This window comes from Comamonas sp. GB3 AK4-5, from assembly GCF_041320665.1.
In the GTDB taxonomy this organism is placed as follows: Bacteria; Pseudomonadota; Gammaproteobacteria; order Burkholderiales; family Burkholderiaceae_C; genus Comamonas.
Genome location: NZ_CP166730.1, coordinates 1,093,188 through 1,106,795, shown reverse-complemented (window position 1 = coordinate 1,106,795; position 13,608 = coordinate 1,093,188). Strand labels below are relative to the sequence as shown.

The 13,608-nt window shown below is 66.1% G+C and carries 9 protein-coding genes and 1 tRNA gene; 7 read left to right on the top strand and 3 right to left on the bottom strand.

Features of this window, described 5'->3' with window-relative positions; all coding sequences use genetic code 11:
• Positions 1–377: 377 nt before the first annotated feature.
• Positions 378–2,183 carry a methyl-accepting chemotaxis protein gene (locus tag ACA027_RS04850; RefSeq protein ID WP_370681274.1) on the bottom strand — a complete coding sequence of 602 codons (1,806 nt, stop codon included), beginning with the start codon at positions 2,181–2,183 and terminating at the stop codon, positions 378–380.
• 198 nt (positions 2,184–2,381) lie between these two features.
• Positions 2,382–4,109: a methyl-accepting chemotaxis protein gene (locus ACA027_RS04845; protein ID WP_370681273.1), complete on the bottom strand. Its 1,728-nt coding sequence runs from the start codon at positions 4,107–4,109 to the stop codon at positions 2,382–2,384.
• 286 nt (positions 4,110–4,395) lie between these two features.
• Here ACA027_RS04845 and ACA027_RS04840 point away from each other — a divergent pair, with 286 nt between their 5' ends.
• The 7 genes from ACA027_RS04840 to ACA027_RS04810 all read left to right on the top strand — a co-directional run bounded on the left by ACA027_RS04840 (position 4,396) and on the right by ACA027_RS04810 (position 13,002).
• Positions 4,396–5,277 carry a PHP domain-containing protein gene (locus tag ACA027_RS04840; RefSeq protein WP_370681272.1) on the top strand — a complete coding sequence of 294 codons (882 nt, stop codon included), beginning with the start codon at positions 4,396–4,398 and terminating at the stop codon, positions 5,275–5,277.
• Between the two features lie 9 nt (positions 5,278–5,286).
• Positions 5,287–5,922: an L-threonylcarbamoyladenylate synthase gene (locus ACA027_RS04835; protein WP_370681271.1), complete on the top strand. Its 636-nt coding sequence runs from the start codon at positions 5,287–5,289 to the stop codon at positions 5,920–5,922.
• A 30-nt stretch (positions 5,923–5,952) separates the two neighbouring features.
• Positions 5,953–6,621 carry a site-2 protease family protein gene (locus ACA027_RS04830; RefSeq protein ID WP_370681270.1) on the top strand — a complete coding sequence of 223 codons (669 nt, stop codon included), beginning with the start codon at positions 5,953–5,955 and terminating at the stop codon, positions 6,619–6,621.
• A gap of 52 nt (positions 6,622–6,673) precedes the next feature.
• On the top strand, positions 6,674–7,978 hold the full coding sequence (locus tag ACA027_RS04825) for a tryptophan--tRNA ligase (RefSeq protein ID WP_370681269.1): 1,305 nt from the start codon (positions 6,674–6,676) through the stop codon (positions 7,976–7,978).
• A gap of 71 nt (positions 7,979–8,049) precedes the next feature.
• Positions 8,050–8,769 carry a response regulator transcription factor gene (locus tag ACA027_RS04820; RefSeq protein WP_370681268.1) on the top strand — a complete coding sequence of 240 codons (720 nt, stop codon included), beginning with the start codon at positions 8,050–8,052 and terminating at the stop codon, positions 8,767–8,769.
• Positions 8,770–8,830: 61 nt separating this feature from the next.
• A complete protein-coding gene (locus ACA027_RS04815; protein ID WP_370681267.1) occupies positions 8,831–10,531 on the top strand; it encodes a FecR domain-containing protein in 1,701 nt (566 codons plus the stop codon).
• A gap of 149 nt (positions 10,532–10,680) precedes the next feature.
• Entirely contained in the window at positions 10,681–13,002 is a 2,322-nt protein-coding gene (locus ACA027_RS04810; protein WP_370681266.1) for a CHASE2 domain-containing protein, read from the top strand.
• Positions 13,003–13,418: 416 nt separating this feature from the next.
• On the opposite strand, the gene ACA027_RS04805 is transcribed toward ACA027_RS04810, so the two are convergent.
• Positions 13,419–13,495, bottom strand: a tRNA-Arg gene (locus tag ACA027_RS04805).
• Between the last annotated feature and the right edge of the window lie 113 nt (positions 13,496–13,608).

Below are 13,608 nucleotides of genomic sequence, written 5' to 3'. Positions count from 1 at the left end.
GCTGCGCGGCTTCCCCCCAGGGGGACGACACCAGCGCGGCGGGGCGGGGCGGGGCGGCCCTTGCGCGGCGTCTCTGACTTGGGCTGCGCCAGTTTTATGTGATAGGGGCCACAGCAAAAGCACTGGGCAGCGTAGAAATCCCCATGACCACATGCATTCTCCGCGGCGTGGCCGGCGTAGGCCCTTGCGCGGTGTCTCTGGCGAAAGAGGTTCTGCATACGCCAGAGGGACGTTTGCTTAGCACCTTGGGATTGCTCCTTCCCCCGTTGGGGGAAGGCGGGGATAAGGGCCTGCCCCCGCTATTTCTCCCCCGCACTGAAGCGGGTGAGGTTGCCGGCCTAGGCCGGCACATTCACAGAGCGCTGCAGCAGGTCACATCAAAAGGTTTCCCACTCATCATCGTCCGCACTGGCAACGGTGCTGGCGCCTGCGGGTGCGGGCCTGCGCAATGCCGGTGCTGCAGCGGGTGGTGTGGCGGCCGGACGTGCTGCGGCGACAGGGGCTTTGGCCGGGGCCAGCGCCGCAGGTTTGGCGGCCTGCTGACCAGAGGCCTGCGGACTACGGGGCGCAGCCACCGATGGGGTGGCTGCCGGCATGCTGCGGGGGGCGGCCACGGGCGCACGGCGCACCAGGCTTTCCTGTCCCACCTTGAACACTGCCACCACCTGCTCCAGGCGCAGCGCCTGCTCGCGCATGGCCGTGGCCGCTGCCGTGGACTCTTCCACCAGCGCCGCATTTTGCTGCGTCATCTGGTCCAGGTTGCTGATGGCACTGTTGACCTGGCCTATGCCGTCGCGCTGCTCGTTCGAGGCGGCCGTGATCTCGGCAATCAAGTCCGTCACCCGGCGCACGCTTTGCACAATCTCCTGCATGCTCTGGCCGGCCTGCTCCACCTGCTGCGAGCCCGACTCCACATTGCTCACGCTGGTGGTGATCAAGGCCTTGATTTCCTTGGCGGCCTCGGCGCTGCGACCTGCCAGGGAACGCACCTCGCCGGCCACCACGGCAAAGCCACGACCTTGCTCGCCCGCACGGGCGGCTTCCACCGCCGCATTCAGCGCCAGGATATTGGTCTGGAAGGCAATGCCATCGATGACGCCGATGATGTCGCTGATACGGCGGCTGCTGTCGGTGATTTGCTGCATGGAATGCACCACCTGTTGCACCACGGCGCCGCCACGCTCTGCGGCCTGGGCCGCCGTGCCCGCCAACTGGTTGGCCTGCCGCGCCGTCTCGGAGGACTGGGTCACCGTGGAGGTGAGCTCTTCCATGCTGGCAGCGGTTTCTTCGAGATTGGCCGCAGTCTGCTCGGTACGTGCCGACAGGTCCTGGTTGCCGGTGGCGATCTGGCCGGAGGCCGAGGACACCGACTCCACACCCGTGCGCACCTCGCCCACCACGGAGCGCAGCTTGCTGGTCATGGTGGCCAGGCTGCGCAGCAGATGGCCCATTTCATCCTGGCGGTCGTCATGCACATCCACCGTCAGATCGCCATCGGCAATCTGGTCGGCCAGATGCACTGCCCGGTCCAGCGGACGGGTGATGGAGCGCACGATGGCGCCCGCCAGCATCAGGCCCACCAGCACCAGCAGCAGGCTGCAACCTGCGGCAATGCCGTAGGCCTCCACACGCTTACGCTGGCCGTCGGCCTTGGCCACCTCACGCATCTGCTCCTGGATGGCGATGAGCGCCTCTTGTTCCTTGACGTACTGGATGGCCGAAGGACGCAGCTGCTTGTCCACAATCTCGTTCACCGCCAGCATATCGCCCTGGCCGCGCACATCCTGGGCCTTGGCGATATCGGCCAGGGTCTGGGTGCGCGCCTTGGCCACCTTGTCCAGCTGGGCCTTTTCCGCCGGGGTGTCGGCGGCTTCCACCACCTGCCTCTGGATTTCGGTGATCCGAGCCGTGCCACCGGTGGCCAGCTGCTTCATCTGGTCGACGATGTGGGCTTCTGACGACATCACGGCCACCACATAACGCTCGACTGCCACCTCCGTCATGCCCTTCCAGTTCATGGACAGCACGATGCGCTTTTCCGCGAGCTCAATCTGCTTGGCGACCTGGGTGTCCAGGCGGTCTGAATACACCATCAGACCAAAAGTCAACAGCACCATGGCTGTCATCGAGCCCACCACCACGGCCCACAGCTTGTGGGTGACACGAATGTTCTGCAAATTCATGAAAATCGTCCTAGCGCAACACCAACGAAAGACAAGCGGGCAAAGCTACCCGTGCTCATTCTGTAGGAGCAGACCCGATCAACGGTACTGGTCCAGCACCGATTGACAACTTCCTTTGTTTCATGTCATTTCATTGCGCTGCAGCATTGGCGGGAATCCCACAAGGCGGGCCAGCCTGCAACCCATGATGTGTCCGCCTTAGAACGCCTTGTAGCCTTTGGCACTGGTATCCCCAGCCACCAAGGGGCGCGCCAGCTGCAGGCGCGGCGACGGCGACGACCTCGGCGCCTGGGCGCGAGGTACGGCTGCGGCACGCACCAAGGTCTTTGCGGCCAGGGCCGAGGGCCTTGCCACCTGCTGCGTTGGCGGTGCGGACTGCGCCTGCCCCACCTTGAACACCGCCACCACCTCTTCCAGGCGCAGCGCCTGCTCGCGCATGGCCGTGGCCGCTGCTGCGGACTCCTCCACCAAGGCGGCGTTTTGCTGCGTCATCTGGTCCAGGTTGCTGATGGCACTGTTCACTTGGCCTATGCCGTCGCGCTGCTCGTTCGAAGCGGCCGTGATCTCGGCAATCAAATCCGTCACATGGCGCACGCTTTGCACAATCTCCTGCATGCTCTGGCCGGCCTGCTCCACCTGCTGCGAGCCCGACTCCACATTGCGCACGCTGGTGGTGATCAAGGCCTTGATTTCCTTGGCGGCTTCGGCACTGCGACCGGCCAGGGAGCGCACCTCGCCGGCCACCACGGCAAAACCACGGCCTTGCTCACCCGCACGGGCCGCTTCCACCGCCGCATTCAGCGCCAGGATGTTCGTCTGAAAAGCAATGCCATCGATGACGCCGATGATGTCGCTGATACGGCGGCTGCTGTCGGTGATTTGCTGCATGGACTGCACCACCTGCTGCACCACGACGCCGCCACGTTCGGCAGCCTGGGCCGCCGTGCCCGCCAGCTGGTTGGCCTGGCGCGCCGTCTCGGAGGACTGGGTCACCGTGGAGGTGAGCTCTTCCATGCTGGCAGCGGTTTCTTCGAGGTTGGCTGCGGTCTGCTCGGTGCGAGCCGACAGATCCTGGTTGCCAATGGCCATCTGGCCGGCAGCCGAGGACACAGCCTCCACGCCCGCGCGCACCTCAGCCACCACCGAGCGCAGCTTGGCAGCCATGGCGGACAGGCTGCGCAGCAAGGCCCCCAGCTCATCCTGGCGCGCGTCCTGCACATCCACCGTCAAATCACCCGCCGCAATCTGCGCCGTGGCCGCCACGGCACGGCCTAGCGGCAAGGTGATCTGGCGAATCATGGCCCGCGCAATCAACAGGGCGATCACCAGCACAAGCGCCAGGGCGCCCCCTGCCATCCACTGCAGCTGCAAGCTGCGCACCTGGTCTTGCTCCAGAACGCCATCGCGCAGCTTTTCCTCCAGTTGCACCAGGGCCCGTAAGGCCTCTACATAGGAGGACACGGCCGGCACAAAGCTGCCTTCCATCAATTGCTTGGCCTGCGCAGCAGAGCCGGCCACATGCAGGCGATCCAGCGCCTGGTGGATGGACAGCATCTGCTCGTGGGCCGCGCGAATGCGTTGCAAGGCCTGCTGGCCGGCGGCCGAATTCAGCCTCCCCTCCAACTGCTGCTGCAACGCAGCCGAGCGGGCATTGGCCTCCCGGCTGCGCTCTGCCAGTGCCTGAATGACCGCAGGCTCGTTGGACAGGGATGCCACCGTCACACTGCTGGCCGCCAGTTCGTTGATGGCGCGCCATTGCTCGGCCAGGCGGATGCGCTGTTCATAGTCCTGCACTTTTTCGCGGATCTCGGTGTGGCTTTGCGCCATCACATAGAGCAGGCCACTGCCCAGGCCGCCCATGGCCAGTACCACCATGCTCACCAGCGCCCAGATCTTCAGGGCCACGGAAAGGTTCTGGGTTTTCATCGCTGCATGGGGCCATGCCCTCAGTTGCCAACCGGTGCGGGAGATACCGCCCATCTAGAAAATCTAGCGCATTGCACCGACGCCTGCGCAGCAATTTGTAAGGGCCTGTTATCCCTTGCAGGCCCCCAAAAATCTGCTGCTGCGCCTTCCATGGATAGGGCAAACGGTCGGCAAAAAAGTTACCTACATGCACGCCCGCACCACAGGCTTTGCCCTGCTGCCACCGCACAGATTGCGGCCCCACGAAAACGGCCCCTGGCGGGCACTTCTACAATTGCCGGTGCACATGCCCTACTTGAATGCCGATCTCCACAGCCACTCCACGTTCTCGGATGGCACGCTGTCGCCTGCACAGCTGGCAGAACGCGCCCGCCGTGGCGGTGTGGACCTGTGGGCACTCACCGACCACGACGAGCTGGCAGGCCAGGCAGCAGCCTGCGCTGCCGCCCATGCCCTGGGCATGGACTACCTCACGGGGGTGGAAATTTCGGCCAGCTATGCCGGCCACACCATCCATATCGTGGGGCTGGGCTTTGACGTCCAGCACGAGGTGCTCCAGCAAGGATTGCACGCTCTGCGCCACAGCCGTGGGCCGCGCGCGCAAGAGATGGCACGCCAGCTGGAGGCCGCCGGCATTGCCGGCGCCTACGAAGGTGCGCTGCGCTATGTGGGCAATCCCGCGCTGATCTCCCGCACCCATTTCGCCCGTTTTCTGGTGGAGCGCGGCATCTGCACCAGCATGGGCGAGGTCTTTCAGCGCTTTCTCACCGAAGGCAAGCCCGGCTTTGTGCCCCAACGCTGGGCCAGCGTGGCCGAGGCTGTGGGCTGGATCACCGCAGGCGGCGGCGTGGCCGTGCTGGCCCACCCGGCGCGCTACGGCCTGGACGCCACGCTGGAGCATGCGCTGTGCAGCCATTTCGTGGCCTGCGGCGGCCAGGCCGTTGAAGTGGTTTGCGGTGGCCACACCACCGCAGAAGCCGCCCGCTATGCACAGCTGGCCCAGGACCTGGGGCTGCATGGTTCACGCGGCAGCGACTTTCACAGCCCGGCCGAGTCCCGCGTGGACCTGGGCTCCCTGCCTTCTCTGCCCTCGGCCCTGCCCCCGGTATGGGCCCTGCTGGCTTCTCGCATCCAACGCGCCCCGCAGCCCGGGCGTGACCCAGCCTAAAGACATGCCATGGCCCAGTATTTCGAGATTCACCCCCTCAACCCCCAGCCCCGCTTGCTGCAGCAAGCCGTGGACATCTTGCAGCACGGCGGCGTGCTGGCCGTGCCCACCGACTCCAGCTACGCCCTGGTCTGCCACCTGGACGACAAGCACAGCGTGGACCGCCTGCGCCGCATCCGCCAGATCAATGACAAACACCATCTGACCCTGCTGTGCCGCGACCTGTCCGAGCTGGCCAATTACGCCCGTGTGGACAACCGCCAGTTCCGCCTGATGAAGCTGGGCACGCCCGGTCCCTATACTTTCATCCTGGACGCCACCAAGGAAGTGCCACGGCGCGTCAGCCACCCGGCACGCAAGACCATAGGCCTGCGTGTGCCCGAGCACAAAGGTCTGCAGCAGTTGCTGGAGCTGCACGGCACCCCCCTGCTGGGCACCACGCTGATTGCCCCGGACGACACCGAGCCGCTGAACGACCCCGAGGACATCAGCGAACGCTTTGACAAGCTGCTCGATGGCATCGTCGATGCCGGCGCCTGCCCCATGCAACCCACCACGGTGCTGGATTTGACACCTATGTACACGGGCGGCGATGCGCTGCTGGTGCGCCAAGGCCAGGGCGACCTCCAGGCTTTGGGGCTATAAACCTATTCCCTCACCCTTTTTCGCAACGACGTGGACGCCTCCGAACTCATCCAAACCGTGCTCATCTACGCCCTGCCCGTGCTGTTTGCAATCACGGTGCACGAGGCCGCCCATGGCTATGCAGCACGTCACTTTGGCGATCCCACGGCCGCCATGCTCGGCCGGCTGACCTTGAACCCGCTCAAGCACATCGACCCCATAGGCACGGTGCTGATGCCTTTGCTGCTGTATTTCTCCACCTCGGGGGCCTTTCTGTTCGGCTATGCCAAGCCCGTGCCCGTCGACATCAGCCGCCTGCGCCACCCCAAGCGCGATATGGTGTGGGTGGCGCTGGCAGGCCCGGCCTCCAACTTCATCCAGGCCATTGTCTGGGCCGCTTTGCTGATGGTCCTCATGGTTTCCGGCGTGCAAGAGCGATTTTTCATCGCCATGGCACATGCCGGCGTCCTCACCAACCTGGTGATGTGGGCCTTCAACCTGTTTCCGCTGCCCCCCCTGGACGGAGGCCGCATTGTGGCCGGACTGCTGCCGCCCAAGGCAGCCTACTGGTTCTCGCGCGTGGAGCCCTTTGGCTTTTTCATCGTGCTGGCCCTGGTGCTGATGGGCGTGGTGGGCCAACTCTGGCTGATGCCCCTGATCCAATGGGGCTACGAAGCGCTGGACTGGATACTCACGCCCCTGGCCCGTTTACTGACCTGACCCTGATAGAGTGCCGGCTCCCTGCCGGCCTGGCTTTCGACTGTTTGCATCCATGACGACTACCCGCTACCTCACCGGCATCACCCCCTCCGGCACGCCCCACCTGGGCAACTACGCCGGCATGATGCGCCCTGCCATTGCCGCCAGCCGCTCTAAGGAAGTGGAGAACTTCTATTTCCTGGCCGACTACCATGCACTGATCAAGTGCCAGGACCCCGAGCGCGTACAGCGCTCCACCCTGGAAATCGCCGCCAGCTGGCTGGCAGCAGGCCTGGACCCGGCCCATGTGACCTTCTATCGCCAGTCGGACATCCCCGAGATTCCCGAACTGACCTGGTTCCTCACCTGTGCCACCGGCAAGGGCCTGCTCAACCGCGCCCATGCCTACAAGGCCGCCCAGGACAAAAACCAGGAAGCCGGCCGCGACAGCGATGACGGCGTCAGCGCCGGCCTGTTCATGTACCCCGTGCTGATGGGCGCCGACATCCTGGCCTTCAACGCCCACAAGGTGCCCGTGGGCCGCGACCAGATCCAGCACATCGAGATGGCCCGCGACATGGCAGCCAGCTTCAACCACCTGTACGGCGAGTTTCTGACCCCGCCCGAGGCCGCCGTGGACGACAACGTGGCCCTGCTTGCCGGCCTGGACGGCCGCAAGATGAGCAAGAGCTACAACAACACCATTGCCTTGTTCACGCCGCCGGCGCAGCTGAAGAAGTTGATTGGCTCCATCGTCACCGACTCCCGCGCTCCAGGGGAGCCCAAGGACGTGGAGGGCTCGGCTCTGTTCCAGATGTACCAGGCCTTTGCCACCGAGGCCGAAGCCGCCGCCATGCGCCAGGCCTTTGCCGACGGCATCGCCTGGGGCGACGCCAAGCAAAAGCTGTACGAGTGCATTGACCGGGAAATTTCCCCTATGCGCGCCCGCTACGAGCACCTGATGGCCCACCCCGCAGAGGTGGAGGCCATACTCCAGGCCGGCGCCGCGCGCGCCCGTGCCATCACCCGGCCGCTGCTGCAGCAGCTGCGCAGCGCCGTGGGCCTGCGCAATCTGGCCGCGCTGGGCCAGACCAAGGCTGCCAAGACCGAAAAAACCGCTTTGCCTGCCTTCAAGCAATACCGCGAGAAAGACGGTCTGTTCTACTTCAAGCTCACCACGGCAGGTGGCCAGGTGCTGCTGCAAAGCCAGGGCTTTGCCCAGCCCCGCGAGGCAGGCCAATGGATTGCCCGCCTGCAAGGCGAGGGCCAGGCCGCGCTGGCGGATTTGCACTCCCATCTGCAGCCCCTGCCCGAGGTGGAACAAAGCGAGATCGCAGCCGCCTTGCAGCAGTTGCAGGACGCGGCGGCACAAGACTGAAAAAACAACGGGCAATAGGCCGCAGCGCGGCTTTTGCGACAATCACAGCAAGATTCAGGGAGGCGGGCAGTATGCGCATTGCAGTTTTAGATGACGAACCACTGCAGCTGGAGCTGATTGAGCAGGTGGCGAGCCAGGCCGGCCATGTGTGCCGGCTGCATCGCAGCGGCGTGGCCTTTTTGCAGGATTTGCGCCGGGAAAGCTTCGATCTGCTGCTGGTGGACTGGGAGGTGCCCGACCTGTCCGGCCCGGAAATCGTGCGCTGGGCGCGTGAGAACCTCCCCGCAACGCTGCCCATTGTGTTCATCACCCACCGCAGCGAGGAAAGCGATCTGGTCGAAGGCCTGGCCTGCGGCGCGGATGATTTCATCGTCAAGCCCGTGCGCGTGGCCGAGCTGCAGGCACGCATTGCGGCCCTGCTGCGCCGCGCCTACCCCCAATCCAGGGGCGATGTGCTGGAGTTCGGGCCCTACCGCTTCACCCAGTCCAGCTTCATGGCCGAGTTCCAGGGCCAAAGCGTGGTGCTCACCCACCGCGAATTCGCGCTGGCGGTGCTGCTGTTCCAGAACGAGGGCCGCTTGATGTCACGCGACCACCTGCGTGAAGCCGTCTGGGGCCAGAACTCCGAAATGCTCTCGCGCACGCTGGACACCCATGTCTCGCGCCTGCGCCAGGTGCTGCAGCTGCGACCCGGGCAGGCTTACGCCATCTCGGCCGTCTACGGCCTGGGCTACCGCCTGGATGCCCAAGGCAGCACGGCGCCATCCGAAGCCCCCCACCGACCCGCCTAGAACAGCTTGCGGCCTCGCCCACCCGTAGAGGCCGCAACCTGCCACCTGCACTCGCCTGCCCATGCCTTCTCATCGCATCGCCCACGTCCGCTGGCCACAAGCTGCGGCCGCCAGCCTGCTGGCACTGGCCCTCACCGCCCAGGCCCAAACGCCTGCGGCCAGCGCTCCCACACGCCACCGCATCCTGACCGGCGATACGCTGGAGCAGCTGTCGCGCCACTATCTGGGCGACGGCTCCCTCTGGCCTGCGCTGCAACGCCACAACCAGGTGGGCAGCCCCTACCGGCTGCAGCCCGGCTCCGTGCTGGAGATTCCCTACCACCTGCAGCGCCTGGCCTCGGCCTCGGTGAGTTTCCTGCAAGGCAATGCCACCTTGCTGCCCCCGCCCTCTCGCAGCAGCCAGGCCGCAGAAACCCCGCTGCGCCCCGGCCAGGACCTGCCCGAAGGCAGCCGTTTGCGCGTCCCTCCCGACGCCTTTGTCAGCGTGCGCCTGGCGGACGGCACGCTGCTGCAAGTCCAGGCCGACAGCGAAATCCTGTTGCAGCAACTGCGCCGCAAGGGCCGCGCCGGTAGCCTGCAGTCCGTGGTCGATCTGCAGCGCGGCGCGCTCGATGCGGCCGTGCCGCCGCACAAGGGCCGGCCACCGGCGCTGGATGTGCGCACCAACGTTGCCACCAGCAGCGTGCGCGGCACGGAATTCGGCGTCTATCTGGCAGAGGACGGCAGCACCGTCACCACCGTGCAGCGCGGCGTGGTGCAGGTGCAATCGGCGCTGACGGCAAACGCCAACGCCCGCCTGCCCAAGGGCCAGGGCGCCGCGGTGGACCGCAGCGGCCAGCTGCAGCAAGCGGCCTTGCTGCCCGCGCTGCCCGCCAGCCAGCTGCCCCAGCTGGCCGAAGATGCCCAATGGCTGGACCTGCCCCTGCCCAGCCAGCCCACTGCTGCAGGCTATGTGGTGCAGGTCAGCGAGGATGCAGCCGGGCGCCAGGTGCTGCGCAATGGCCGCTTTGCGGGCGACACGGTGCGCTTTCCGGCCGTGCCCGATGGCAGCTATTTCCTGCAGGTACGGGCCGTGGACGGCCACGGCATTCCCGGCCTGCCGGCCCAGGGGCTGTTAAAGGTCAAGGCCCATCCTGTCCCGCCGCTCTACCAAACCCCTCCCGCCGCCGTGCTGCCCAGCGACGCGGTGGCACTGCACTGCACGCCGGTGCATGGCGCCACGGCCTACCGCATCCAGATTGCAGCCACCGGCCAGGACTTTGCCGCGCCGCTGCGCGACGAGGTGCTCAACACCTGCGCGCTGGAGACCGAAACCCTGCCCCGGGGCGAATACCGCTGGCGCACGGCCAGCATACGCACGCTGGACAACGGCCAGCCCGACCAGGGCCCGTTTGCCGCTGCACAGGATTTCCGCGCGGCCGAGCGCCCGCCCGTGCCCGATGCCGCCGCCCTGGCCTGGAACACGGCAGGCGGCCTGCCCACCATGCATTGGCAGGGCGAGCCCGGCCAGAGCTGGCGCATCGTCGTGGCGCGCGAGCCCGAGGCCCTGCAACCGCTGCTGGACACCCGGGTGGAACAACCGCAATGGGAAGCCTCCGAGCTCGGCCCTGGCCGCTACTACCTGCGCCTGCAGGCGCGCGATGCATCGGGTCTGGAAAGCGCCCTGTCCGCCGCCCGCGAGTTCACGCTGCGGCCCTGGGTGCGCGATGGCTTTGGCCGCCCGCTGCGCAGCGGCAACGGCCTGGACGTGATCACCGAGTAAGCCCGGGAAGACTCGCTGTCCATGCAGGCCCCCCATCGAAAAGAGAGCATGCTGTGCGCACAGCTTCTCGGTTTTGGACGGGTTTACCTTTGCAAGGCTTTTTCCACAAGCGATAGCAGCTACGCATTCCATAGCAGCAGGAATACGCCATGCGTGCCTGGCTGAGTCGGCTGCGCGCCAAGGGCCGCTGGCCCGAAAAACGGCTGGACCTGCGCCGGGAATGGGCGATTGTCAGCATCTGCCTGCTGGCCGCCGTCTGGTGGCTGGCCGGCCCCAAGCAGCTGGAGCGCAGCAATCTGCTGGTTCAGGATTTGTCGGCCCGGCTGCTGCAGCGCCCCGCCTCCAGCGAGGTGGTGCTGGTGGCCATCGACGAGCGCAGCATAGACGCCATAGGCCGCTGGCCCTGGCGCCGCGCCATCCATGCCCAGCTGGTGCGCCATCTTTCGGAACAGCAGCCCAAGGCCATAGGCCTGGACATTCTGTTCAGCGAAGAAGACCTGGACCACCCCACGGATGACGCCCTGCTGGCGCGCTCCATTGCCGACAGCGGCCGCGTGGTGCTGGCCGTGGCACAAGACGCATCGGGCCGCGCCGTGGGCCAGTTACCGGCGCTCACCCGGGCTGCGGCTGCCCTGGGCCATGTGCAGCTGCCGGTGGACACCGACGGCGGCGTGCGTCGCTTTGCCCCCATGACGGGGCTGGCTGGGCAGCAGCATCTGCACCTGGGCCTGGCCATGCTGTGCCTGGGCCAGCCCCAGGCCGCGCAATGCCAGCCGCCGCAGCCTCCACGCCAGCAAATAGGTTTTGCCAGCGGCAATCCGCCCTTCACCACCTATTCCTATATCGACGTGGTGCGCGGCGATATCCCCCCCAGCGCCTTCCGGGGCAAATACGTGCTGGTCGGCCAGACCGCCATCGGCCTGGCGCCGGGCTTTGCCACCCCGGCGCAGCAGGACATGCGGCACAGCCCCAATGTCAGCATGGTGGGCTACATCCTCAACGGCGCACTGCAGCAGCGCCATGCTGCCCCGGCCTCACCCCTAGTCAATCGCAGCTTCAACACCTTGCCCCTGCTGCTGGCCCTGGTGGCCCTGGCCATGCTGGGCCCCTCCGCCGCCCTGGCCGCCTGCGCCCTGCTGTGGAGCGCCACCTTGCTGGTGGCCGCCCTGGCCCCGCTGTGGTGGCAGCTGACACTGGCGCCCGCCGCCGCCTTGCTGGTGCTGGCCCTGGCCTATCCGCTGTGGAGCTGGCGACGCCTGAATGCCGCCGCGCGTTTTCTGGAGCATGAGATGCGCGATCTTTCGCGCAGCGGCGCCCTGGCCACACTACAGCCCGCCGGCATGGGCCAGGACATGCTGGCCCAGCGCATCCAGGCCGTGGAGCAGGCCTCGCGCCAGCTGCGCCAGCTCCACCATTTCGTCAGCGAAAGCCTGCTGCAGCTGCCGTCCCCCACCCTGGTCTGCGACCCACAAGGCCATATCTTGCTGGCCAACAGCGCGGCCCACCGCTATGCCCAATCGCTGGACCAGAATCTGCAGGAACGCCAGGACGTGCAGATCCTGCTGGCCGGTGCGCTGGACAACGACACCCAGGGCCCGCTGTTCGACCCCATGGCCCTGAAAGGCATGCAGGCCGCATTCCAGCGCGAAGGCCAGGACCGGCTGGGCCGCCACCTGCTGCTGGTGGGCCGCCCCTTTGCCGCCCCGCCCACCACCGGCTGGCTGCTGACGTTGGTGGACATCACCCGCATGCGCCAGGCCATGGCCCAGCGCGACCAGGCCATGCACTTCATCTCGCACGACATCCGTGCCCCCATTGGCGCCATCCTCACGCTGCTGGAGATGGACAGGGCCTTCGCCTCCACATCATCGATAGCGCTGGCGGCACGTGCTCCCCGCGATACCGAGGCCCGTATCGAACGCTACGCCAGAAGCGCCCTGGAACTGGCCGAAGACTTTGTGCACCTGGCGCGCGCCCAGCAACACCCGCCGCGCCAGGAGGCTGTGGAACTGGGGCAGCTGCTGGACCAGGCCCTGGACGACAGCTGGGCCCTGGCCCAGACCAAGCAGATCCGCCTGGAATGGCAGCCGCAGCAAGCAGAGGCTCTGACCACAGGCGACCCCAGCCAGCTGCGGCGCGTGCTGGTCAACCTGCTGGGCAATGCCATCAAATACAGCCCCGAAGGCAGCCGCGTGCACTGCAGCCTGGAGGTGCGCCCCGCCCACTGGGTGGTGGTGCTGCGCGACGAGGGCGACGGCATCAGCCCCGAGCAGCAAGCCACATTGTTTGCCCCTTTTGCACGACAGACCCAGCATGAGAACAGTGCCGTGCAGGGCCTGGGGCTGGGGCTGGCTTTTGTCCACACCGTCATGCAGCGCCATGGTGCACAGATCGAACTGAACAGCACCCTCGGCCAAGGCAGCAGCTTCCGCCTGGTATTCACCAAACGCCTGAGTGACCTTACGGCTTAGTTGGTCTGCCGTTTGGAGGCGGCCATACAGCACTTGATGCTTTGTTGCGCGCCCTTGCCGTACCAAAGTACTGTCAGCGGGCACGCGCCGCGCCTCAAGCGCTGTCTGGCCGTTGTGGTGGAAGGGTAACGCCCACTGGACTGCGCAGGCACGCTCCGGCAGACCTCGCCTCATCCCACAGCAAAGGCGCCATCCCCCTTGGAACGAGCAGAACATGCCCATGGGAGTTCTGTATGCAACCAAGACTTGGTTCGGCCCATGCCGCACAAACCGGCGCAGCCCAACTCAGAGACAGCGAGCAAGGGCCGCCCCGCAGCGAGGCTGTCGTCCCCCTGGGGGGAAGCGGCGCAGCCGCTCAGGGGGGAGTCAGGAAACGAAAAAGCCTCAGAGCGTTTCCACTCTGAGGCTTGTCGTTTTGGTGCGGCTGGCAGGAATCGAACCCACGACCCCTTGGTTCGTAGCCAAGTACTCTATCCAGCTGAGCTACAGCCGCCGAAGCCATGATTATATGCAGAAAAATCCCCCATTCAGGGAAAACGCGAATTTTTTCGCTTCTGCCTCTCAAAAAACTGCTTTTCCAGGCAGATCGGATAGCTGTTTATTTTC